We start from the raw sequence: 19,529 nt of genomic DNA, 5'->3' as shown, positions 1-19,529 counted from the left end.
CAAAACGTCGATCGCGTAGGCACGGCACACCATTTTTTGACTACAAATGTAGTCACAATATAACTACAGATGTAGTCGCGCGCCAAGTCTTTTTGCAGAATGCGTCCTGTCTCCACAGAGACCGGCTTGGGCTACGCCTGCTGTTGCGCGGTCTGCTGCTGGGCCATCTCCACCTGCTGCAGGCGGACCTGCTCCACCTTGATCTGCTCGACCTGCACTACGCCCTGCTCTGCCGGCTGCTGGGCCGCTTCCTGCCCATCCACGCGGGCGCGGAAGAACTGCAGCTTCTTGCCAAACAGCCCGTAGACCGCCAGCACCTTCGCGTGCGCGACGGCGAGTTGGTGATCTCGGCGGCAGGCAAAGGTTGAATCGGCCGCCGCCCGCTTAGGCACGCGCTGTGTGCAGCCGCACGCCTCTCAGCACATGCCGGCTTTTCACAAGGCATTACCCGGCTGCACGCACTACGTTCTCTCGCCTCTAAGATTGCGTGATCTGGCATCGCTGCTGGACAATCTGATGCAGGACATCGGAATTTCCGCTCGCCCGACAGGAGCAACAAGCATGGCCTTGCATGACCACCCTACCTTCGATTGGGTTCAACTCCCGGAGGGGCGCGCCAGATTTTCTGGCGGCGTGCGCGGCATCATGGATGAACGGCGCCATGAGACGTTCGCCGTCGAGGTGGATGGCGAAGAGTACTTCGGCGAAATTAGAAGAGCCTTTCTGCCGAACCACAATGACTACAATATTGAAGTCGTCTCATTTGGCTACGGCCGTGACGGCGACATCGGAATGCCGATGCTAGGCGCGTGCCGAGTCTTCACGACAGCAGAGATCCACGCTGTTCAGACACTAATCGTTCGCCTGATCGCTGCCGGCACACATTTTTCGAATAGACCCACGCTGCTGAACGAGCATCCGAATGCCCACTTCATCGGGGAAGTTTTCTTCAGGTACGGCTGGGCTTTAGCCATGGATGACGGGTTACGCCATGAGTGACGACTACTCCAAACATAAAATCTAGTCCCCATATAACTACAGATGTAGTCGCGCGCCAAGTCTTTTCGCAGAATGCGTCCTGTCTCCACAGAGACCGGCTTGGTCCCCGCCTGCTGTTGCGTGGTCTGCTGCTGGGCCATTTCCACCTGCTGCAGGCGGACCTCCTCCATCTTGATCTGCTCGACTTGCACCAGTCCCTGCTCCGCCGGCTGCTGGGCCGCTTCCTGTCCATCCACACGGGCACGGAAGAACGGCCGCTTGTCGCCAAACGGCGCGTAGACCGCCAGCACCTTCGCGTGCGCGACGGCGAGTTGGTGATCTCGGCGGTATACAAAGCTTGAATCGCCCGCCGCACGCCGCACGCCGCCCGCCGCCCGCTTATGCACGCGCTGTGTGCAGCCGCACGCCTCTCAGCACATGCCGGCTTTTCACAAGGCACTACCCGGCTTAACGCACTACGTTCTCTCGCCTCTAAGATTGCGTGATCTGGCATCGCTGCTGGACAATCTGATGCAGGACGTCGGAATTTCCGCTCGCCCGACAGGAGCAACAAGCATGGCCTTACATGACCACCCTACCTTCGATTGGGTCCAACTCCCGGAGGGGCGCGCCAGATTTTCTGGCTTGGTCCGCGGCGTTGACGAGCTTGGGCACGAGACCTTCGCGGTCGAGATAGGTGGCAACGAATTCTTTGGAGAAATCGACAGAGCCTTCTTGCCTAACGACAATGACTACAACATCGAAGTGATGTCCTTCGGCTACGGCAGCGAAAAATGTCTCGGAATGCCAATGCATGGTGCATGTCAAATCTTCTCGAAAGCTGAAATCGGCACCATCCAGACACTGATCGTTCAACTGATCGCCGCAGGCACGCACTTCGCGGACAGGCCGTCTGTGTTGACGGAATACCCAAGCGCCCGCTTCATGGGCCAGGTCAGCTTCAAGAACGGCTGGGCTCTGGTCGCGGATGATGAAGCCACCTCAGATCCGAACCATCGGTGCTTTTCTTGAAATCCTCACCGTGATGGCAGAAGCTGTCGCCGAGTCGTAGCGCAGGACTTCGTTGATCGCATCAAGCGAATCGTTTGACCGGACCGATAACTTGAAGCCCGCGCGCAACGTTGCAATTTCCGATGATCCAACATGGAACACTAGACATGGACTTATCCAACCACTCCACCTTCGATTGGCTGCAATTTCCGGAGGGGCGCGCCAGATTTTCGGGCGGTGTGCGCGGCATCATGGATGAACAGGGCCATGAGACGTTCGCCGTCGAGGTTGGTGGCGAAGAGTACTTCGGTGAAATTCGAGACGCATTTCTGCCCAACGGCAATGACTACAACATAGAAATAGTCTCATTTGGCTATGGCCGCGACGGCGACATAGGAATGCCGATGCAAGGGAGGACATGTCGGGTCTTCACGGCAGCAGAAGCAAACACCATTCAGACGCTGATAGCGCAACTGATCGCTGCCGGCACCCATTATCCGAATAGGCCATCCGTTCTAACCGAGTATCCGGATGCCCATTTCATGGGCCAGGTTATCTTCAGGGATGGATGGATTCTAGTCATGGATGACGGGGCCGCGGCATGAGCGACGACTATTCCAAACAGATCGAGCAAATCAGAAAAGCCCAGTCGCTTGAGGAAATCCAGGCGATCGCGCGTCAATACCCCGCCAAAGCCATAGGCGAAGGAGGCATTCTCTATAGCCGCCCGGTCGGCGACGTATCGTCTGAGGTGATCGCCAAGGAACTTGCAAGCAAGACTGGCGAGCCCATCATCAACAACACGCCACGGGCACAATTTCTTGGCGATAAGGAAGCATTAGCAGCCATCAAAGACGCGGCAACGCGCATATTCAAAGGACAGGGCCAAGGCCTTGATCAGGCCAAGCTTTCTACTGAAGACTTTCTGTATGGCAATCCCAAGGCTGTCGCCAAGAGCGCCACTTCGTTGGAAGGCTCCCTTTGGGGCGAAGCCTCCAACGAATTCGCAGGCTCGCTGCGCGGCGACATCAAGGTGGTCGCCACCAATGCCAACATCGAGCGTGTTTTCGGCAAGGTGGAGCTGCCTGCCGTGTTGGAGAACCCCAATGTCAGGACTCTGGGCGGGCAACCGGTCAGCGAGCTGAAAGCGCTCTATGCCCAGGGTGGCGCCGATGCCGTGTTGCCCAAGGTGCAGGCGCAGTTCATCGAGGCGGTGCCCAAGGGCATTTTTGTGTCGCCCGACAACGTGGGACCGAAGGTCACCAAGGTCTCGCTCTCGCAGGAAGCAGCTGCAACCCTCGGCGCAGATGCCGCCAAGTTCCCCCCTGCCACTGAACTCGCAAATGCGGGCCTGACCCGTGCGCCTACCGGATTCAGCGCGCCTACTGCGGCGGTAGGAGAAGCCGCCATCACAGGTGAAGCGGTGGCGGCATCCAAGGGCTTGCGCCCCGGCATGCTGGCGAAAGGCGGGACCGTGGTGGCGGTGGCCGCGTTGGCATACGACTTCACCACCACCGGCCACCAAGTGGTGAAGCTGGAAGCGCAGGGCAATACGACAGGCGCCGAGTCGGCAAAGACCCATTTCATCGGCCGCAATGTCGGCGGCATTGGTGGCGGTATCGCCGTCGGCTTTCTGGCTGGTGCCGGCTATGGGCTGGCGGGAGGCTCCCCGAGCGGTCCAGGAGCCCTGGTCACCTCGGGGATCGGTGGCGTGGTGGGCGGCGTCGGCGGAGCATTCCTCGGAGAAAAGTGGGCTCAGCAAAAGGACATCGACCGGGTCTTCACCCAGAAGGACCGGGACGGCAACGAATGGAGCCGCGATCCCAGCGACCCGAAAGGCACCTGGTCGCGGGTGGCGGAAACGCAACAGGTCAAGGCCACCACGACCGCATCGCCGGAAAGCGGCGCCCCGACCTACAGCAAGGTCAGGTACGTTGCCGGAGACGTGCTGGCGAACCAACTGAACTACAAATCCGCCAACGCGTCCTACGAATTGGGGTTGGCGAACCTGTCGGAACCGCAGAACCCCTATTCGATCCCCTCCGGCAAAGGCGAGGCCCGGAGCCTGGACGGGGAAGGAAACTGGACCCGCGACCCGCAGACCCATGCCTGGTCTCGCACGGTCGTCGATCAATACATCGAGCACGGCATGAAGGTCACCCATGCCGAGACCGCCACGCCACAGCGGGCGGCCGAACTGGACCAGGCCTCGAAATTGATCATCGCCCAGAACGCGGCCAACACGCCGGCTGCGATCGCCGGCCGCTACCAGGTGGCCTACAACCAATTCGTCTGGCATCAACACGGCGAAGTACCCGCCGCCGTGAAAGACGCCAGCACGCAGACAGAAACGCTGAAGGCGTCCGATGGCCACACCTACACGCGTGGCGCCAATGGCGAGTGGAGCACGCCGGGCATGATCTACGGTACCAACCAGGCCCAGGGCAATGTCCGCGACGAATTGAACGAGGTGCACCGAAGCCAGCAGGCCGGCTTGCAGGAGTACTCCGCCATGGCGGCGGAAGCGCTGGCCAATCCGACCCTGCCGAAAGCCATGCCGATGCGGGGCATGGTGGCCGCGGCCTATGCCGGTGCCGGTATCGCGCGTACCGAAGCGGAGATCGACGCCGCCACGGCCGCCGTCGCTCACACCCACACCCGTGAGGGCCTGGATGCCGGCAAGCCGTATTCCCTGATGCTGCAGCCCGATCCGAAGACCGGCCGTCCAGGGCCGAACAGCGCGATCGTGACGATGATGGACGATGGCCGCGACAGCTTCCTGTCCGAAAGCAGGATGGTACCCAAAGCGATCACTACCGCGGAAGAGATCAAGCACGCGGAGCGGCCGGCGCTGCAGGGCCAAGGCCAGGCACCCCAGAGCGAAGCCAAGCCACCAGAGCGTGCGCCGCACGCGTCCCTGTCGAAAGATGATTCACCGGTCGCGGGCGCTGCCAGTACCGCAGTGGCGGCCGGGCAAGGCGACGAAAAGGCCTCGACCCTCGGACAACTGCCACCGAACGATCAGGCGATCTTCGCGAAGCTTAGAGGTGGCACCCCGCTCGAGATCTCTGACGATCATGTGGCGCATGCCATGCTGCTGAGCAAGAAGGAGGGCATGACAGACGCCAGCAAGATCGATGGCGTTCGACTGGCAGGGGACACGTTATGGGTGACGGGGACCACGCCGGGATTCAGGGCTTCGGTCAACACCAGTGAACCCGCCCCCTCACTGCAAGAAACGTCGCAGCAATCGCTGGCGTTCAACAAGCACCAAGAACAGCAGCTTGCGCAGGAAGCGACGCAGCGAAATCAAGACGGCCTCGGTCGTGGAGGACCGGTGGTCTAACTACCAGACAGGTGCCGAGCAGCGGTGCACACTGTCCACCATGAGCGAACGAACATGCCAATCACCCTCACCGCCGAAAGCGAGTTGATCGTCGGCACCGCCCTGGTCGTCGAGGCGCAAGCGCCCGAAGAGCCGTTCGTCGCCGTCTTCGAGGACGACGGCGACACCGGCTATTTCTATGCGCTCGACCCGTCCGCGGATGACAACCCTATCCAGGACGCGCTACACATCTACAACGCTGCCGACGTCGCCGACAAAGAGACGCCTTCCGAAGTGAAGATCGGCTGGTCCCAGGACAGCAAAAAGGTCGTGCTGCTGATCAACGGCTATCCGCATGCGATCTTCGATTTCGAAGCCAAGCGCGGCTATTGCCGTACCGGGTTCCCGCCGCCGTCGGAACGCACTCCTTGGGCGCTGCACGGTCACGAGTGGAGCGATGACGCTGTGCAGTTGTTTGCGTGATGCGCACACAAAGCCATATAGCAGGACGCCATAGTCGAATTGCAGCCTGGCTGTCATGGAGCGAGAGATGACCGAGCATCAAAAATTAGCCACCCTGCTGATCAGGATCGTTGGCGCCGGCCTAGCTGGCTTGATGGTACTTAGCTTTATCGTCTATGGCGTTGAGAAGCTTGCAGGCCTGCCCACCAGAACCACGACGGCGCATCTCTTTGCGGTCGATGGTTGGTACCTGTTTATCGGCATCATCATGGTGGTCACATCCAGACGTATTGGCAGGCTGTTAGGGGCAGGCCTCGACTGACGACCCAGCCACTCAAGCCGCAGCCGCCTTGCGGCGCGGCTCAACCATGCATCCGGTGCCCATGAACCATATCGCAACCTCAGCATTGCTCATCACGCTGCTGATCCCCGCCGCGAAAGCATCGGCGGGCGACACCTGTGATTTCGACCAGGCAGCCGTCTTGCAGGAGCTGGTCTCCAAAGCGAAAGCCAATCCTGGCGGCGTTCTGGATGCAAACAACCACCGCGTTGCCTGGAAGGATGCCTCAGGCAGGACGGTGCAAATTTCGCATGCTGGATGCATGGATCTTGGCAGCAGCGTCAAGGTGTCCTTTCCCGAGTCCACAGATACTCGCACAGCGGTTGCAGCGCTGATGCTTGCCACGTCGAACTACTGGTCGCCCATCCAGGCAAATGAGGCTTCGCGCATTCTCGGTGCCGGGCAGTTCACCACCAGCCGCCCCGCTCCGGGTAGCGTGGAGTTCGAAGTGGACAAGGAGGCAAGCCCGGCCTTCCCCTTTGGCTTCACGCTCGAGGTGAAATCCGACAGGGCGTTGTTGTCATGGCAACAGCTCTAAGTGCTCCCAGCAATGCATCCACGCCGAAGCCGATTGGCGGCAAGGCAGAACTCAGGTGTCCAACCATGCATCGCGCGATCGCAGTGCTCCTGATGCTTGGCTGTGGTGACGCTGCAGCCCAGGCCGGCAAGACCAAGGTTCCCCAGGCGGCGACTCGCTTGGTCGCTGCCGTGCATGGCGCTGCCGCCTCCGGAGCGCCGGAAACGCTGCGCAAGTCCATGTCGCCCGACTTTGTTTCGAGCTTCGGCGGAGATGGAGGACCCGACGAGGCGATCGCGCTCTGGACCCGGGAGCCCGCGTACCTTCGCCATTTGGCGCAAAGCACCGCCGGCCATTGCCAGCGTCTTGCGACCGACTACGTGGAGTGCCCTCCACACGCCGGTAGTAATTACCGTGCCGGCTTCAAACTCATCGACGGGAAATGGACATTTTCCAGTTTCGTCGCCAGCGATTAGCCTTCTTCCTCACGCCAGCATCGGCTACCGCCTCCACCCGACACCGAACGACCCGCTGGGTTCACGCCCTACCGATCGTGCTCGGCCAGGAACGCCCCCACCACCTGCATGCAAGCCTCCCGCTCTTCCACATGCGGCATATGGCTGGAGTGCTCGAACAGGTGCCAGCGCGCCTCCGGGATCATGTCGGCGTAGGGCTGCACGGTCTCCGGCGTGGCTTCGTCGTGGCGGCCGGACAGCAGCAGGGTCGGCACGTCGATCGCCGGCAGGCGCTCGACGATGCTCCACTCGCGCAGGCTGCCGATGACGTGGAACTCGGTGGGGCCGTTCATCGCATGGTAGACGGTCGGATCGGCCTCGATCGCGGCGAAGGTGCGCGCCACCGCTTCCGGCATCGGCTGCACGCGGCACACGTGGCGCGCGTAGAACACGTCGGAGGCGGCGCGGTAGTCGGGATGGTCGAGGTCGCCGTCGGCCTCGTGGCGGTCCAGGGCGGCGCGCACCGGCTCGGGCAGTGCGGCACGCAGGCGCAGCGCGGCGGCACGCCACAACGGCATCGAGGCCGGCGAGTTGGCGATGACCAGCGCACGCAACCCGGCCGGACGGCGCACCGCATGCTCGGCGCCGAGCATGCCGCCCCAGGACTGGCCGAGCAGCGCGTAGTCGGCGATGCGCAGGTGGCGCAGCAGGTTGTCCAGTTCGGCCAGGAACAGCTGCACGGTCCAGAAGCCGGGATCGGCCTCGGGCAGATGGGTGGAGCGGCCATTGCCCAGCTGGTCGTAATGCACCACCGCGCGGCCGCCGGCCGCCAGGTCCTTGAAGCTGTCCACGTAGTCGTGGGTGCAGCCCGGGCCGCCGTGGACGACCACCAGCGGCAGCCGGCCGCTGTCCAGCGCGCCGGTGACGCGGTACCAGGTGCGGTGCCCCTGGAAGTCGGCGTAGCCCTCTCGAACCTGCATGGCGTGCTCTTCGCTGCGTGCGGAGCCGCAGCCTAGCCGGTCGCCGGCATGCGCGGCACTGGCAGAAATGCGAGGTTTTCGCCGCTCGCGACCGACCTGTGCCCGCTGCGCGCACGCAGGCCGCCGCGGCATGCAGCGGGAAACGCAACCCCGGCGCCTAAGGCTCCAGCAGCCGGTAGTGCAGGCCGCGCACCACCGCATCCACCCGATTGCGGGCGCCCAGCTTGCGCGCCGCCGAATTCAGATGCAGGTTGACGGTGGCCACCGAGCGGTTGAGCGCGGCGGCGATGGCCTTGGCGGTGAGGCCGCGCGCGGAGTGCTGCAGGCATTCGCGTTCGCGCCGGGTCAGCACGATCTGCGCACAGCGGCGCTGGCGGGCGTCGAGCAGGTCCTGGGCGCGCGCCTGGAAGGCATGCGCCAGCAGCAGGAACGCGCCCTGGCTGCGCTCGGCCTGCTGCAGCGCGGTCTCCGGCGGCAGGTCGCCATCGACCACGCCGGTGAAGGTGGCCAGCGCGCCGCCGGGCAGGTGCAGCGGCACGGTCAGGCCGGCGCCCATGCCGCGCTCGCACAGGTAGCGGGTGACCGGGCGGTGCAGGTCGCCCAGGTATTCGCGGCGCGGACCCGGCGGCAGTGGCCGGTACGACCACAGGAACGGCGCGCTGCGGCGGCAGGCCCGCTGCTGCACCGGGTCGTGCTGGTAGTAGCCGTGTTCGCACCACACCTGCTGCATGTCGGCCGGCGCATTGCGCTGGACGAAGACCGAGGGCGTGATCAGTTCCCCGTCCAGGCCCAGCGGCACCGGTGCGTAGTCGTAGACCAGCGCGCGCACGCCGAGCGCGCGCGCGGCATCCAGGACGCGGTCCAGGCAGGCGTCCAGGGTCGGCAATCCTTGCAGGTCGGCGTCCAGCAGGGCCAGGTCGTCGCGCATGGCCATCGTCCGGGGAGAGGGGCGCCGTCGTCGGCGCGACGGCAGATCGAAACCTAGCATTTTTGCCACTGGATCGGAGCCGACGGCGGCGCCTAAGGTCGAAGGTCGCCGATCCGCTCCGCTGCCAGCCCCCGCGCTGGCGGACAATCCGTTGCGCCGCCCTCCCCTCTCCCGCCAGCGTGGCTCCCCATGACCGACACCCGCCCCACGGACGCCAACACCCTGGAAGGCCTGGGCTACACCCAGGAACTGCAGCGCCGCCTGGACATGAAGGACCTGCTGATCTACGGGCTGGTGTTCATGGTGCCGACCGCGCCGTTCTCGATCTTCGGCGGCGTCTTCGACATCAGCCACGGCATGGTGCCGCTGACCTATCTGCTGGGCTTCGTGGCGATGCTGTTCACCGCCTCCAGCTACCAGCAGATGTCGCAGGCGTTCCCGGTGGCCGGTTCGGTCTATGCCTACGTGGGGCGTGGCCTGAACGGCTCGCTGGGGTTCCTGGCCGGCTGGGCGATCCTGCTGGACTACATGCTGATCCCCACGCTGCTGTACGTGGTCGGTGCCAACGCGATGGCCGCGGTGGTCCCGGCGCTGTCGCAGCAGGTGTGGATCGTGTTCTTCGTGGTGCTCAACACGGTCATCAACCTGCGCGGGATCCAGGTCACCGCCCATGCCAACCGGCTGTTCCTGTATGCGCAGCTGGTGGTGCTGGCGCTGTTCGTGGTGCTGGCGGTGGTGGCGATCCAGCGCGGCAACAACGGCGCCAGCTGGAACCTGCGGCCGTTCTACAACCCCGCGGTGTTTTCGGTGCCGATGATCTTCAGCGCGCTGTCGGTGGCGGTGATGTCGTTCCTGGGCTTCGACGCCATCTCCACCCTGGCCGAGGAAAGCCGCGGCGGCGCGCGGGCGGTGGGCCAGGCCACGCTGCTGTCGCTGGCGCTGGTGGCCGCGCTGTTCGTGCTGCAGACCTGGCTGGCGGCGCTGCTGCTGCCGGACCTGGTGCGTTTCCCCGACGAGGCGGCCTCCAACAACGCCTTCTTCGAAGTGGGCCGGCTGGTGGCCGGCCCCTGGCTGCAGATCGTCATCGCGCTGACCCTGGCGATCAGCGCCGCGGTGGCCAATTCGCTGGTGGCGCAGGCGGCCACGTCGCGGCTGCTGTTCGCGATGGCGCGCGACGGCCAGTTGCCGCGTTTCCTGCGCAGCATCCATCCGGTCACGCGGGTGCCGCAGCGCGCGATCGTGCTGGTGGCCGCGCTGAGCCTGGTGCTGGGGCTGGCGTTCCTGGGCAAGATCGCGCTGCTGACCTCCGTGTGCAACTTCGGCGCGCTGTTCGCCTTCCTGCTGCTGCACGTGGCGGTGGCCTGGCATTTCCGCCGCCAGGGTCGGTTCGTGCTGCACGGGCTGGTGCCGCTGGTGGGCTTCGTGATCCTGGCCTACGTGCTGTACAGCGCCGACCGCTACGCCAAGTACGGCGGCCTGGCCTGGCTGGCGCTGGGCTGCTGCGTGGCGATCGGTTTGAAGCTGCGTGGCCGCGCGCTGCGTGTTCCGGCTGGCGAGGCGTTGGACTAGCCCCCTGAGGAGCGATCCGGCATAACCGGCTTGGCCATACCCAAGCCGATGCCGATCCGCACGGCGATGCGGTCAACTGCCAGCACAGGACCGGCCGCGACAAAGCACTCGCGCACACCGTGATGCCGTAGACCGCGTACCCGAACAGCGCGCAAGCGGCGAAGCCGGATACGGATCGCTCGGCGTTGGCGGGGCTTGTCCCTGCTATCGGCCCATTCGCCCCTCGTAGGTCCCGCTTGCCCCACAAGCCACGCCCACCTGCATTGCCGTGGGTACACTTGCCCATCATGAACCCGCCATCTCGCCCACCACAGGCAGGCGCGCTCGCGGCCAGCGGTGCGATGTCCACTCCGAAAGCGTTGATCGTGTTGTGGACGGCGTTTTGTCTGCTCATGATCGGCGTGTCCGTGCAGGAGGGCCTACGCAATCCGCTCACCCGCTGGTGGGAACCGGTGCTATGGGAAGGAAGTTCCGCACTGGTTGCAACCGGCTGGATGTGGCTCGCCGCCCGGGTGCGCGGACGTTATGCTCCCGATCTGGACAAGCCCCTGACCTGGTTCGGCCGCTACCTGCGCTGGTTGCCGGTGGTCGCCGTCACCTTCATCGTGGCGGTGTATGCGATACGGCATGGTGTCTATGCCGCAGTGGGCCTCACCTACGCGCACCCGAGCTGGCGCTACCTGTTCGTGTACGAGAACGCCAAGCTGAGCGTGTTCGTTGGCCTATGGCTGGGGATCCTGTTTGGACTCGAGTCCAATGACCAGTGGCAACTGCAGCGCAATCGCTTGCTGCAAACGCAGAAGGCGCTGGCCGAGGCGCAGCTGGCGCACCTTCAGGGTCAGCTGCGGCCGCACTTCCTGTTCAACGCACTCAATACCGTCTCTTCGGTGATGCATATGGACGTGGCGCGGGCCGACCGTCTGTTGGCGGCACTCGGCGACCTGCTGCGCACCAGCCTTGGGACAGTCGAGAACGCGATGACGCCGCTCGCTGTGGAGCTGCGCACGCTCGAGCTATACGCGGACATCATGCGCGAACGGTTCCGGGATCGGGTGACCCTGACGTGGCGGGTCGATGCCGCACTGCTCGATGCCAGCGTTCCCGCACTCCTGCTGCAACCCTTGCTGGAGAATGCGTTCAAACACGCCGTCGAGCCGACGCTGTCGTGCGTGGACATCACGATCAGTGCGCGGCATGAAGGCGGCTCGCTGGAAATCGAAGTGCGCAATTCTGGTTCCATGCTGCCGGCGCTGGAGATGCATGACGGGTTGGGATTGCGCAACTGCCGGGAGCGGCTAGGCATCATTTATGGCGATGCTGCGTCCCTGGTCGTCCGCAACGAAGGTGGCGGTGTCGCCGCGCGCGTCTCGATCCCGCTGGCGGAGGCCACGCGATGATCCGCGCCGTGATCGCCGACGACGAGGCGCCCGCGCGCGAGAAGCTCGAACGCTGGCTGGCGGAGCAACCGGGCATCGCCGTGGTCGGGTCGGCCGGGGACGGATTGTCGGCGGCGCACTGCATCAGGCAACTCCGGCCGCACGTGGCGTTTCTGGATGTGCGTATGCCGACGCTGTCGGGACTGCAGGTCGCGGCGCAGCTCGACCCCTCGAGCGCGCCGCTGATCGTGTTCGTGACCGCCTTCGATGCGCATGCCGTAAAGGCGTTCGACCTCAACGCGATCGACTACCTGCTCAAGCCCTACGACCGGGATCGGCTCGCGCGCACCGTGCAACGCGTGCGCGAGCGGCTGGACGCGCACGAGTCCGGTGCGGCGGCGGTCGCGATCGGGCGGGCACGCGCCCCGGAGTGCGAGCGCCTGCTCGTGCCCGATGGCGAACGGCTGCACCTGATCGAAACCGCATCGATCGAGTGGCTGGAAGCCGACGACAACTACGTGCATGTGCATACCGCCGCGCGTACCTACCTGATGCGCAGGACCCTGCAGGATCTGCTGGCGCAGCTGGGCGAACAGCGCTTCGTCCGCATCCATCGGTCGGCCGCGGCGAACGTCGCCTGCATCGGATCGCTCACGCCGCTGTTCAAGGGCGACTACGAACTCCATCTCCGCAACGGCCGCACCCTGCGGCTCAGCCGACGGTATCGCGACGCCTTGTTCGCGCGCATGGGCTGGTAGCGTCCGCTTTGCCACGGCCGGCCTCCGCCCACCCCAAATCCGCTGCCGGCCAGCTGCCGATCGCTCAGGCTCCCCGATATCGCGGATACGGGAGACCCAACCGATGCTTGCCACCACACAACCGCAGGAACGCTACGACTTCCTGGACTGGTTACGCGTCATCGCCATCTTCGTGCTGTTCTTCTTCCATACGGGGATGATCTTCGTCGGCTGGGGCTGGCATGTCGTCAACAGCCAGACCATTCCCTCTCTCGAGTGGCCGATGGATATCGCCCATCGTTTGCGCATGCCGCTGCTGTTCGTCATTGCCGGGGCCGGCATGTGGTTCGCGCTGCAGCGGCGCAGTACCGGGCTGTTCCTGCGAGAACGGACGCAAAAACTGCTGCTGCCCCTGATCGTCGGCATGTTCCTGGTCGTCCCGCCGCAGATCTACTACGAGCGGCTGCTGCATGGACAATGGACTGGCGGGTATCTGGATTTCTACCTGACGCGCGTTCTGCAATTCCATTTCTATCCGGCCGGCGATTTCAGCTGGCACCACCTGTGGTTCATTCTTTACCTGTACGTGTACGTGGTGTTGCTGCTCCCCGCAATGCTGTGGTGGAAGCGAACCGCAAAACACATTGCGCCGGGAAAATGGCTTTTCCTGTTGGGGATCCCGCTGGGCATCAACGAAGCCCTGCTGAAGCTGCGGTTCCCGGAGACGCACAATCTCGTCAGCGATTGGTACATCTTCAACCATTATTTGCTGCTGACGGCGTACGGATACTTCATGGCCTCCATGCCCGGCGTCTGGAAGTGGCTATCCGATTTCCGCCGATGGTCGCTCGTCATGGGACTGGCGGCGTTCTTCCTGCTGATCTCGCTGTTCACCACGGGCATCATCCTGCACGACTCCCTGATCGACAGGGTCGGCTCCAACCTCTTCACCTGGCTATGGCTCATGGTGTTCCTCGGCTACGGCTACCGCTATCTCTCCCGCACGAACCGCGTCCTTGCCTGGGCGAAGGACGCCAGCTATCCGTTCTACATCATGCATCAGACGATCATTGTCGCGATCGGCTATTACGTCATCCAATGCGCGTGGGGCCCGTGGATGAAATACTTCGCCATCCTGCTTCTCAGCATGGGCGCGTGCCTTGTGCTTTACGAGGGGTGCCTGCGGAGGTTTGCCGTATTGCGCCTTGCTTTCGGGATGAGGGAGAAGCCTGCGCGCTCGGGTCATATTGCGAAATGACGCACCCTACTCGGGGATTTTTCTTATCCGGTGCTCTCCTGGGCGGTGCGAGGGTGCCGAAGAATAGGTAACCCTGCTTGCGCAGGGCGGTTGCCATCCCTGTTCCTGGGGCATCCTGTCGCGGCTGAAGCCGCTCCTACAGGGGTACTGTGAATTCGGCGATGCGCTAGCCACTGCACGGAAGCAACGGCAGGCACGGCGCCGGTCGCAGTCCGTCCTCGCCGTGCCAGGCCAGCGTGCGCAGCGGTGCGTTGGCGTGCAGGTAGGCCTTGGCGCACAGCGCGTCGAGGTCGTGGATGCGCAGCAGGTTGCGGCGGCGGCTGACCAGGCCGTTGCGCTTCCATTGCTGCAGCTGGGCATTGAGCTTGGAGCGGCTGACGTTGAGCATCGCCGCCAGGATGCTCTGGTTGGGCGGCAGCACGATCGCGCAGCTGCCGCCGCGCTGCCACTCCTGCACCTCCAGCTGGCGCAGTACGTAGCGCGCCAGGCGCACTTCCAGCCGGTGCAGGCACATGCTTTCCAGGCTGTCCAGGGCCTGTCGCAGGCGCACGCGCAGCAGCGCTTCGATGCGCTGCTGCAGCAACGGCGATTCCATCAGGGGCGCGAAGTGCCGGCGCGACAGCTTGAGCACGGTGCTGGCGCCGAATGCGATCGCGGTGAAGCTGCGCCCGTGCGGCTCGAGCAGCGCGGCTTCGTCCACCAGGCCGCCCGGCTCGATGGTGCCGACGATCAGTTCCTGTCCGTCCGCGCCGTACAGCACCTTGTACAGGCGCCCGCGCACCACCACGCCGACGAAGCTGCTCGGGTCGTGCTTGAAGAACAGCACGCTGCCCGGCGCCAGATCGCATTCGCTGGCATGTGCGAGCAGGTGGTCGAGCAACGCGGCAGGCAGGTCGTGGAACAGCATCGAGCGCTCCAGCAGTGTCCGATGGCCGGTATGGGCCGCGGGCGTTTGCAGGTCGTTGCCGACATGGGCCGCAGCGACGATGTCTGAGGCCTCCAGGGTGGCCACTGCAGGAAAGTCCATACTCCCCCTTCTCAGGCGCCGCATTGCGCAACGCCTGGCGTCGAACGCATCCTGCCGCGGCGGGCAGCCAAGGCGCGCACCGGTCGAGGGCAGGGCGTGGTGGAAGGCGGCGCGGTACGCGCCGCGGCGGCATCGCCGCTCCGATCCGCACGCCTGCGGACCGAAGTGGACGAGACCGGCAAAGGAACGGCGCGACCGCGTCGTGGCGCCGTCCTGGACGCGCCGGCGTCAGGGGTTGTTCAAACCCGCGACGCCGCCGCCCTTGAACGCCTGCAGCACGGTCATCAGGCTGGTGAGGTTGTCGGACACGCCGGTCTGCGCGATCTTCTCCGACGCCCCCGCCGCGGCGGTGGTGTCCAGGCTGTAGATCTGCATCACGCCCTGGTTGTTGGCCGCCTGCGCCAGCGTGTTCTGCTGCTGCTGGGAAGCGACCGCGTTCTCGTACAGGATGCCGCTGGAATGGGCCAGGCTCTGGTAGATCGAGCCCATGGCGAAGGCCGGCGCCTCGCCGATGACCTTGACGTTGGACTGGGTGACGGCATCGGTGATCTGGTTGTTGACTGCGGTGGGATAAGCCATGAAACGCTCCTCGATAGGAAAGGAATAGCAGACTCGCGCCCCGCGCTACCGTCGCCGCGCTATGGCGACGGCAAGCGGGCCGACGCTTACTTGAACGCGTTGAGCACGGTCAGCAGGCTGGTGAGGTTGTCGGAGACACCGGTCTGCGCGACCTTCTCGGTGGCGCCGGCGGCGGCGGTGGTATCCAGGCTGTAGATCTGCATCACGCCCTGGTTGGCCGCGGCCTGCGCCAGCGTGTTCTGCTGCTGCTGCGCCGAGACGGCGTTCTCGAACAGGATGCCGGTCGAGTGCGCCATGCTCTGGTAGATCGACGCCATCGCAAAGGCCGGCGCTTCGCCGATGACCTTGACGTTGGACTGGGTGACCGCATCGGTGATCTGGTCGTTGACGGCGGTTGGAAATGCCATGTGTTCGCTCCTGGGTTGGCGTACGGCCCACGCCGTACGATCACTGAAAACGGCGCAGTGCACGGACTGTGAAACCAGGCGCCGCACTTGTCTCGCTGTTCCACCGGGTTTGGCGCAGGCCGGCAGGGTCGCCGGCAAACACTTGCGCCGTCGCGCCGGATCGGCGACGGCGACGGCGGCGCTAGTGCGAGCGAACTGCATGGCCTGCGGTACCGCCACCCTTGCCGCTGCATCGCCTGTCTCGCGACGGCGGGTATCGCCACGTGCGCTTGGCGTCATGGCAGCGGCTACCTACTACAGGCGCATGCGATGGCCCACAGACGGCTACCGAGGTATCGCATTCGGTAGCCCATGCAATGCCGACCTGTGCATCATCGATCGGTCCCATCGCCGTATCGCCACTGCTGCGGCAGCTATGTGCGCACGCGCATCCGGCACGAATTACGCAGCACATACCGCAGCATTGCCGCCGCCGCACCACCGCACCACCGCACCGCAGGTACGCAAACACGCCCGGCCGCGCACATCCGCCGACGAAGCGGACATGCACGGCCATGCGCGTTCGGATGGATCAGCCCGAAGCGGGCGTTGCCGGGGTACTTTCACCCGCCTCTGCCGACGGCGGCGCATCGACCAATCCGACCGCGCGCGCCGCGTCCACCACCGCCTGCATCTGTTGCGCCAGGTTGCCGAACTCGCGATCGAAGCAGGCCTGCACTTCCTTGCGCACCAGGTTGCCCAGGCGATCGGCGATCTGCGCCACCAGCAGCTGGTTGCCGCTGGTCTCGCCGCTCTGCAGCGGGCGCAGCCGGCCCGGACGCAACGCGTCCAGCGACGGCGCGGCGGCGACCGCATCGAGCACCGCGTGGCCGCTGGCGCCGTCGGCCAGCTCGACGCCGCGCGCGGCGTCCTGCATGCCGTGCATCATCTGCGCGATCAAGCCGTCCACGCGCTGGCGCTCCGCGTCGATCAGCGATTTCGACATCTCCCGCGCCTTGGCCGACGGCTTGCTCTGCGCGGCATTGGCCGACTGCGCGAAAGCCTGCAACTGCACGCGTTCGATCGGGCTCAGTTCGCGCCCCAGCCAGCGCTGGGCGAAGCCGTACAACGGATCGAGTTCGGATTCTGGGGTGTCCTGCATGGTGGCTCCCGATGGCGGGTGTCTCGCGCGGTGCGCGCGCTCAGCTGCTGGCCGACTTGCGCCCGCGCATCAGGTCGGCGTACTTGGCGATGCTCTGGTCGATCTTGTCGATGGCGAAACTGGCCGACTCCGCTTCCAGCGCGCCGGCCGCGGCCGCCACCGCCGCGGCCGCACCGACCAGCACATCGGTCGCCAGCACGCCCAGCGCATCCTCGGCGGCCTGCTCGAGCTTGTTCTCTGCCAGGTTCTCGGTCATCTGCTTGATCAGCACGCCCTGGCTGGCCAGCGCCATCTTGCTGACGCCGTCGAAATAGACCGCCGCGGACTGCGCGACCAGGCCGGCCGCCTGGCTGATCAGCATGTCCGAACCGATCACGATCTGCGACGGCGCGTACGCCATCGTTTCGGCATTGGTGAGCCGCACCGCCTGCACGATCTTGCTGTTGAGCGCGTCGCTGGCCGGTGTCGCTGCAGCCGCCTGATCCATCATGCGTGCGTTGAGCGTCCTCAGCATTGAGGGTGGCGGTGGAGGCGAGGTCGGTGCTGCCGGCGAAGGCGAAGGCGACACAGCATCGCCATCGCTGGGCGGGGCCGCCGCAGCGCCGCCGGCACTGGCCGCCGCGGCGTCGGTGGCGGTCGATGCGGATGCCGCATCGGGACTGCCTGCCTCGGTGCCGCCAGCGCTTCCCGTCGGCGCAGCCGTCGGTACACTGGCAGGCACCGCCTCAGCGGCAGCGGCAACGGTGGGCGCGGGCGCGGATGCGGGGGCCGATGGCGCCGCGCCGTCCGCTGTCGGCACGGGCCCGTCTGCCGCCGCAGCGCTCGCCGTCGGTGCGCCGGATACCGCCGCAGCACCCGGCGCCGGCAGCGCTACCGCGGGCGCCGGCGCTGCGGCGGCCGCTGGCGGCGGGTTGGTCTTGCTGTTGAAAGGCCACATGCCACTCTCCTGAAGGATAGAACGACGCCGCGGCAGCGCCCGGCGCTATGCGGGCCGCGTCACTTCTCGCCGATCGCCATGATCAGCGCCACCGCCTTGGACACCACCGCGGTGGAGATCTGGTTGAGCGCCTGTTGGCTGTACACCGCGTTCTGCAACGCCAGCCCGGTGGAGTGGCTGGAGACCTGGTACAGCGAGGCGATCGCCTGGGCGGGCGCCTCGGCCACCACCTTGACGTTGGTCTGGGTGACCGCATCGGTGATCTGCGAATTGACGAGCGTGTTGTCTGCCATGAACCTGTTCCTTCGTAAGTCGCCTGCCGGGAGGCGCTGCGGTCGTCACGGACGGAGCCGTGGGTCAGCCGCAGTGCCCGCGATGCCGCAGCCCGCGCCGGCCCGGCGTTGAATGAAAACGCCGCCGTGGGCGGTTTGTGAAACCCTGGCCGCGCGTGCTCACTCCGCCACCAGCGCGAGGCGCAGGCGCTTGCGCAGCAACTCCACGCGCTTGCGCACCAGCGGCTGGTTGATGCTGAGCAGATTGGCGATCACCGGATACGGCAACTCCTCGACGAAGCGGTAGCCGAACAGGCGCCGCTGTTCGCGGGTCAGCGCCGCCACCGCGGCGACCACGCGCTCCATCTGATCGCTCAACTCGGCGCGCTGCAGCGCGGTCATGCCCTGGTCGGCCACGGTGTCCACGTCGTGCGCCTCGTGTTGCCGGTCCAGCGGCTCGCCGCTGCGACGACGCCTGACCGCGTCCAGAAACACGTGGCGCAACACCACGAACAGGAATCCCTGCGGATCGGTCATCGCCTCCGGCGAGCGGCGCATGAACAGCAGCGCCTTCACCGCGGTATCCGACAGCAGGTCTTCCGCAGCATCCAGGCGACCGTTGGCCAGCCGCAACGCACGCCGGCGCAGATCCGGCAGAGCGTTGCGCCATGCCCGCGTGAACATCTCGTCGGCCCTGGCGAAACGGCCGGCATCCCCTTCCTCTTTCCCCGTTGCCACATCCATCGCACACACTCCCGAAGTCCCTTGTGCAACGAGTCTCTGCGGGGCTTGCAGGCAATAGCTGTTCCCTGGGTGACAACGCCACGCCGCATTGGCGGCCGGCCGCGCCACATGCGGCACGCCGTGTTGCTTTGTCTACGAATGCATACGCGCGTGCGCCGCAGCGACCAAGTTTCCTGTCGCGCGCGCACGCAAAAAGAAGGGCCTGCTGCGCATGCAGTCAGGCCCGGATCGGAACGTGTCGGCGTGGATCAGCGAGGCTGCAGCAGCTTGACCAGGGCCTCGCGCACTTCGGGGTTGCTCAATGCACGCAGCAACTGTTCCAGGTTGGGCTGATAGGGCTGCTCCCGCTCCGGCGCCGACGACTGCGCCGACGACTGCGGCGGCGTAGTCGCTGCGGCGTCCGCCGGCGGCGTGTCCGCCGCCACGGCTGGCGGTTGCGCGAGTTGCTCTTGCCACAGGTACTCGGTGATCTCGTCCATCGCGATG

General features: G+C 65.2%; 25 protein-coding genes. 14 read left to right on the top strand and 11 right to left on the bottom strand.

The genetic code is table 11. From position 1 onward, the window contains the following. Positions 1 to 131 precede the first annotated feature (131 nt). Positions 132 to 392 carry a hypothetical protein gene (locus JR064_RS19095; protein ID WP_206230756.1) on the bottom strand — a complete coding sequence of 87 codons (261 nt, stop codon included), beginning with the start codon at positions 390 to 392 and terminating at the stop codon, positions 132 to 134. A gap of 31 nt (positions 393 to 423) precedes the next feature. Here JR064_RS19095 and JR064_RS19090 point away from each other — a divergent pair, with 31 nt between their 5' ends. The 9 genes from JR064_RS19090 (at position 424) to JR064_RS19050 (ending at position 7,109) form a co-directional block, all read left to right on the top strand. Then, positions 424 to 999 (top strand): hypothetical protein, encoded by a 576-nt coding sequence (locus JR064_RS19090; protein ID WP_206230755.1) that lies wholly within the window; start codon positions 424 to 426, stop codon positions 997 to 999. 116 nt (positions 1,000 to 1,115) lie between these two features. Then, complete coding sequence (locus JR064_RS19085; RefSeq protein ID WP_206230754.1) at positions 1,116 to 1,340, top strand: hypothetical protein; 225 nt, start codon at positions 1,116 to 1,118, stop codon at positions 1,338 to 1,340. Between the two features lie 214 nt (positions 1,341 to 1,554). After that, a complete protein-coding gene (locus JR064_RS19080; RefSeq protein WP_206230753.1) occupies positions 1,555 to 2,010 on the top strand; it encodes a hypothetical protein in 456 nt (151 codons plus the stop codon). 146 nt (positions 2,011 to 2,156) lie between these two features. After that, positions 2,157 to 2,594: a hypothetical protein gene (locus JR064_RS19075; protein WP_206230752.1), complete on the top strand. Its 438-nt coding sequence runs from the start codon at positions 2,157 to 2,159 to the stop codon at positions 2,592 to 2,594. Beyond that, positions 2,591 to 5,335: a hypothetical protein gene (locus tag JR064_RS19070; RefSeq protein ID WP_206230751.1), complete on the top strand. Its 2,745-nt coding sequence runs from the start codon at positions 2,591 to 2,593 to the stop codon at positions 5,333 to 5,335. The genes JR064_RS19075 and JR064_RS19070 overlap by 4 nt, the downstream gene beginning before the upstream one ends. Positions 5,336 to 5,389: 54 nt before the next feature. Next, positions 5,390 to 5,797 carry a DUF2251 domain-containing protein gene (locus JR064_RS19065; RefSeq protein WP_206230750.1) on the top strand — a complete coding sequence of 136 codons (408 nt, stop codon included), beginning with the start codon at positions 5,390 to 5,392 and terminating at the stop codon, positions 5,795 to 5,797. 67 nt (positions 5,798 to 5,864) lie between these two features. Continuing rightward, positions 5,865 to 6,098 carry a hypothetical protein gene (locus JR064_RS19060; protein ID WP_206230749.1) on the top strand — a complete coding sequence of 78 codons (234 nt, stop codon included), beginning with the start codon at positions 5,865 to 5,867 and terminating at the stop codon, positions 6,096 to 6,098. Positions 6,099 to 6,159: 61 nt separating this feature from the next. Further along, on the top strand, positions 6,160 to 6,654 hold the full coding sequence (locus tag JR064_RS19055) for a hypothetical protein (protein WP_206230748.1): 495 nt from the start codon (positions 6,160 to 6,162) through the stop codon (positions 6,652 to 6,654). Between the two features lie 65 nt (positions 6,655 to 6,719). Further along, entirely contained in the window at positions 6,720 to 7,109 is a 390-nt protein-coding gene (locus JR064_RS19050; RefSeq protein WP_206230747.1) for a hypothetical protein, read from the top strand. A 68-nt stretch (positions 7,110 to 7,177) separates the two neighbouring features. Here JR064_RS19050 and JR064_RS19045 read toward each other — a convergent pair whose 3' ends face one another. Then, on the bottom strand, positions 7,178 to 8,068 hold the full coding sequence (locus tag JR064_RS19045; protein WP_206230746.1) for a proline iminopeptidase-family hydrolase: 891 nt from the start codon (positions 8,066 to 8,068) through the stop codon (positions 7,178 to 7,180). Positions 8,069 to 8,225: 157 nt separating this feature from the next. Continuing rightward, on the bottom strand, positions 8,226 to 8,996 hold the full coding sequence (locus JR064_RS19040; RefSeq protein WP_206230745.1) for a LuxR family transcriptional regulator: 771 nt from the start codon (positions 8,994 to 8,996) through the stop codon (positions 8,226 to 8,228). 189 nt (positions 8,997 to 9,185) lie between these two features. Here JR064_RS19040 and JR064_RS19035 point away from each other — a divergent pair, with 189 nt between their 5' ends. From JR064_RS19035 to JR064_RS19020, 4 genes are all read left to right on the top strand, one after another. Beyond that, the gene (locus JR064_RS19035) at positions 9,186 to 10,565 is read left to right on the top strand and encodes an APC family permease (RefSeq protein WP_206230744.1); all 1,380 of its coding nucleotides are present in this window, start codon (positions 9,186 to 9,188) and stop codon (positions 10,563 to 10,565) included. A 341-nt stretch (positions 10,566 to 10,906) separates the two neighbouring features. Further along, on the top strand, positions 10,907 to 11,962 hold the full coding sequence (locus tag JR064_RS19030) for a sensor histidine kinase (protein ID WP_206230743.1): 1,056 nt from the start codon (positions 10,907 to 10,909) through the stop codon (positions 11,960 to 11,962). Then, positions 11,959 to 12,699 carry a LytR/AlgR family response regulator transcription factor gene (locus tag JR064_RS19025; protein WP_206230742.1) on the top strand — a complete coding sequence of 247 codons (741 nt, stop codon included), beginning with the start codon at positions 11,959 to 11,961 and terminating at the stop codon, positions 12,697 to 12,699. The genes JR064_RS19030 and JR064_RS19025 overlap by 4 nt, the downstream gene beginning before the upstream one ends. 103 nt (positions 12,700 to 12,802) lie before the next feature. Beyond that, positions 12,803 to 13,936: an acyltransferase family protein gene (locus JR064_RS19020; protein WP_206230741.1), complete on the top strand. Its 1,134-nt coding sequence runs from the start codon at positions 12,803 to 12,805 to the stop codon at positions 13,934 to 13,936. A gap of 166 nt (positions 13,937 to 14,102) precedes the next feature. On the opposite strand, the gene JR064_RS19015 is transcribed toward JR064_RS19020, so the two are convergent. The 5 genes from JR064_RS19015 to JR064_RS18995 form a co-directional block, all read right to left on the bottom strand. Further along, entirely contained in the window at positions 14,103 to 14,963 is an 861-nt protein-coding gene (locus JR064_RS19015; protein ID WP_206230740.1) for a Crp/Fnr family transcriptional regulator, read from the bottom strand. Between the two features lie 228 nt (positions 14,964 to 15,191). Further along, positions 15,192 to 15,542 carry a RebB family R body protein gene (locus JR064_RS19010; protein WP_179566460.1) on the bottom strand — a complete coding sequence of 117 codons (351 nt, stop codon included), beginning with the start codon at positions 15,540 to 15,542 and terminating at the stop codon, positions 15,192 to 15,194. 86 nt (positions 15,543 to 15,628) lie between these two features. Beyond that, positions 15,629 to 15,949 (bottom strand): RebB family R body protein, encoded by a 321-nt coding sequence (locus JR064_RS19005; protein ID WP_145702141.1) that lies wholly within the window; start codon positions 15,947 to 15,949, stop codon positions 15,629 to 15,631. A gap of 571 nt (positions 15,950 to 16,520) precedes the next feature. Next, positions 16,521 to 17,090, bottom strand: a complete 570-nt coding sequence (locus JR064_RS19000) for a hypothetical protein (RefSeq protein WP_206230739.1) — start codon at positions 17,088 to 17,090, stop codon at positions 16,521 to 16,523. Positions 17,091 to 17,130: 40 nt separating this feature from the next. Next, positions 17,131 to 17,577 carry a hypothetical protein gene (locus JR064_RS18995; RefSeq protein ID WP_241093172.1) on the bottom strand — a complete coding sequence of 149 codons (447 nt, stop codon included), beginning with the start codon at positions 17,575 to 17,577 and terminating at the stop codon, positions 17,131 to 17,133. A 1-nt stretch (position 17,578) separates the two neighbouring features. Between JR064_RS18995 and JR064_RS18990 the strand changes: the two genes are divergently transcribed. After that, positions 17,579 to 18,040, top strand: coding sequence for a hypothetical protein (locus JR064_RS18990; RefSeq protein ID WP_206230771.1), 462 nt, complete (start codon positions 17,579 to 17,581; stop codon positions 18,038 to 18,040). Positions 18,041 to 18,086: 46 nt separating this feature from the next. Here the strand turns inward: JR064_RS18990 and JR064_RS18985 are convergent, their stop codons facing one another. The 3 genes from JR064_RS18985 to JR064_RS18975 form a co-directional block, all read right to left on the bottom strand. Further along, complete coding sequence (locus JR064_RS18985) at positions 18,087 to 18,320, bottom strand: RebB family R body protein (protein WP_145702145.1); 234 nt, start codon at positions 18,318 to 18,320, stop codon at positions 18,087 to 18,089. A gap of 159 nt (positions 18,321 to 18,479) precedes the next feature. Then, entirely contained in the window at positions 18,480 to 19,043 is a 564-nt protein-coding gene (locus JR064_RS18980; protein ID WP_191824298.1) for an RNA polymerase sigma factor, read from the bottom strand. 248 nt (positions 19,044 to 19,291) lie between these two features. Next, the gene (locus tag JR064_RS18975) at positions 19,292 to 19,522 is read right to left on the bottom strand and encodes a hypothetical protein (RefSeq protein WP_206230737.1); all 231 of its coding nucleotides are present in this window, start codon (positions 19,520 to 19,522) and stop codon (positions 19,292 to 19,294) included. Positions 19,523 to 19,529: the final 7 nt, after the last annotated feature.

Origin of the sequence: Xanthomonas bonasiae, assembly GCF_017163705.1 — a bacterium.
GTDB lineage: Bacteria > Pseudomonadota > Gammaproteobacteria > Xanthomonadales > Xanthomonadaceae > Xanthomonas_A > Xanthomonas_A bonasiae.
Note: the sequence above shows the minus strand (reverse complement) of the source record. Positions and strands in the feature narration are given on the sequence as shown.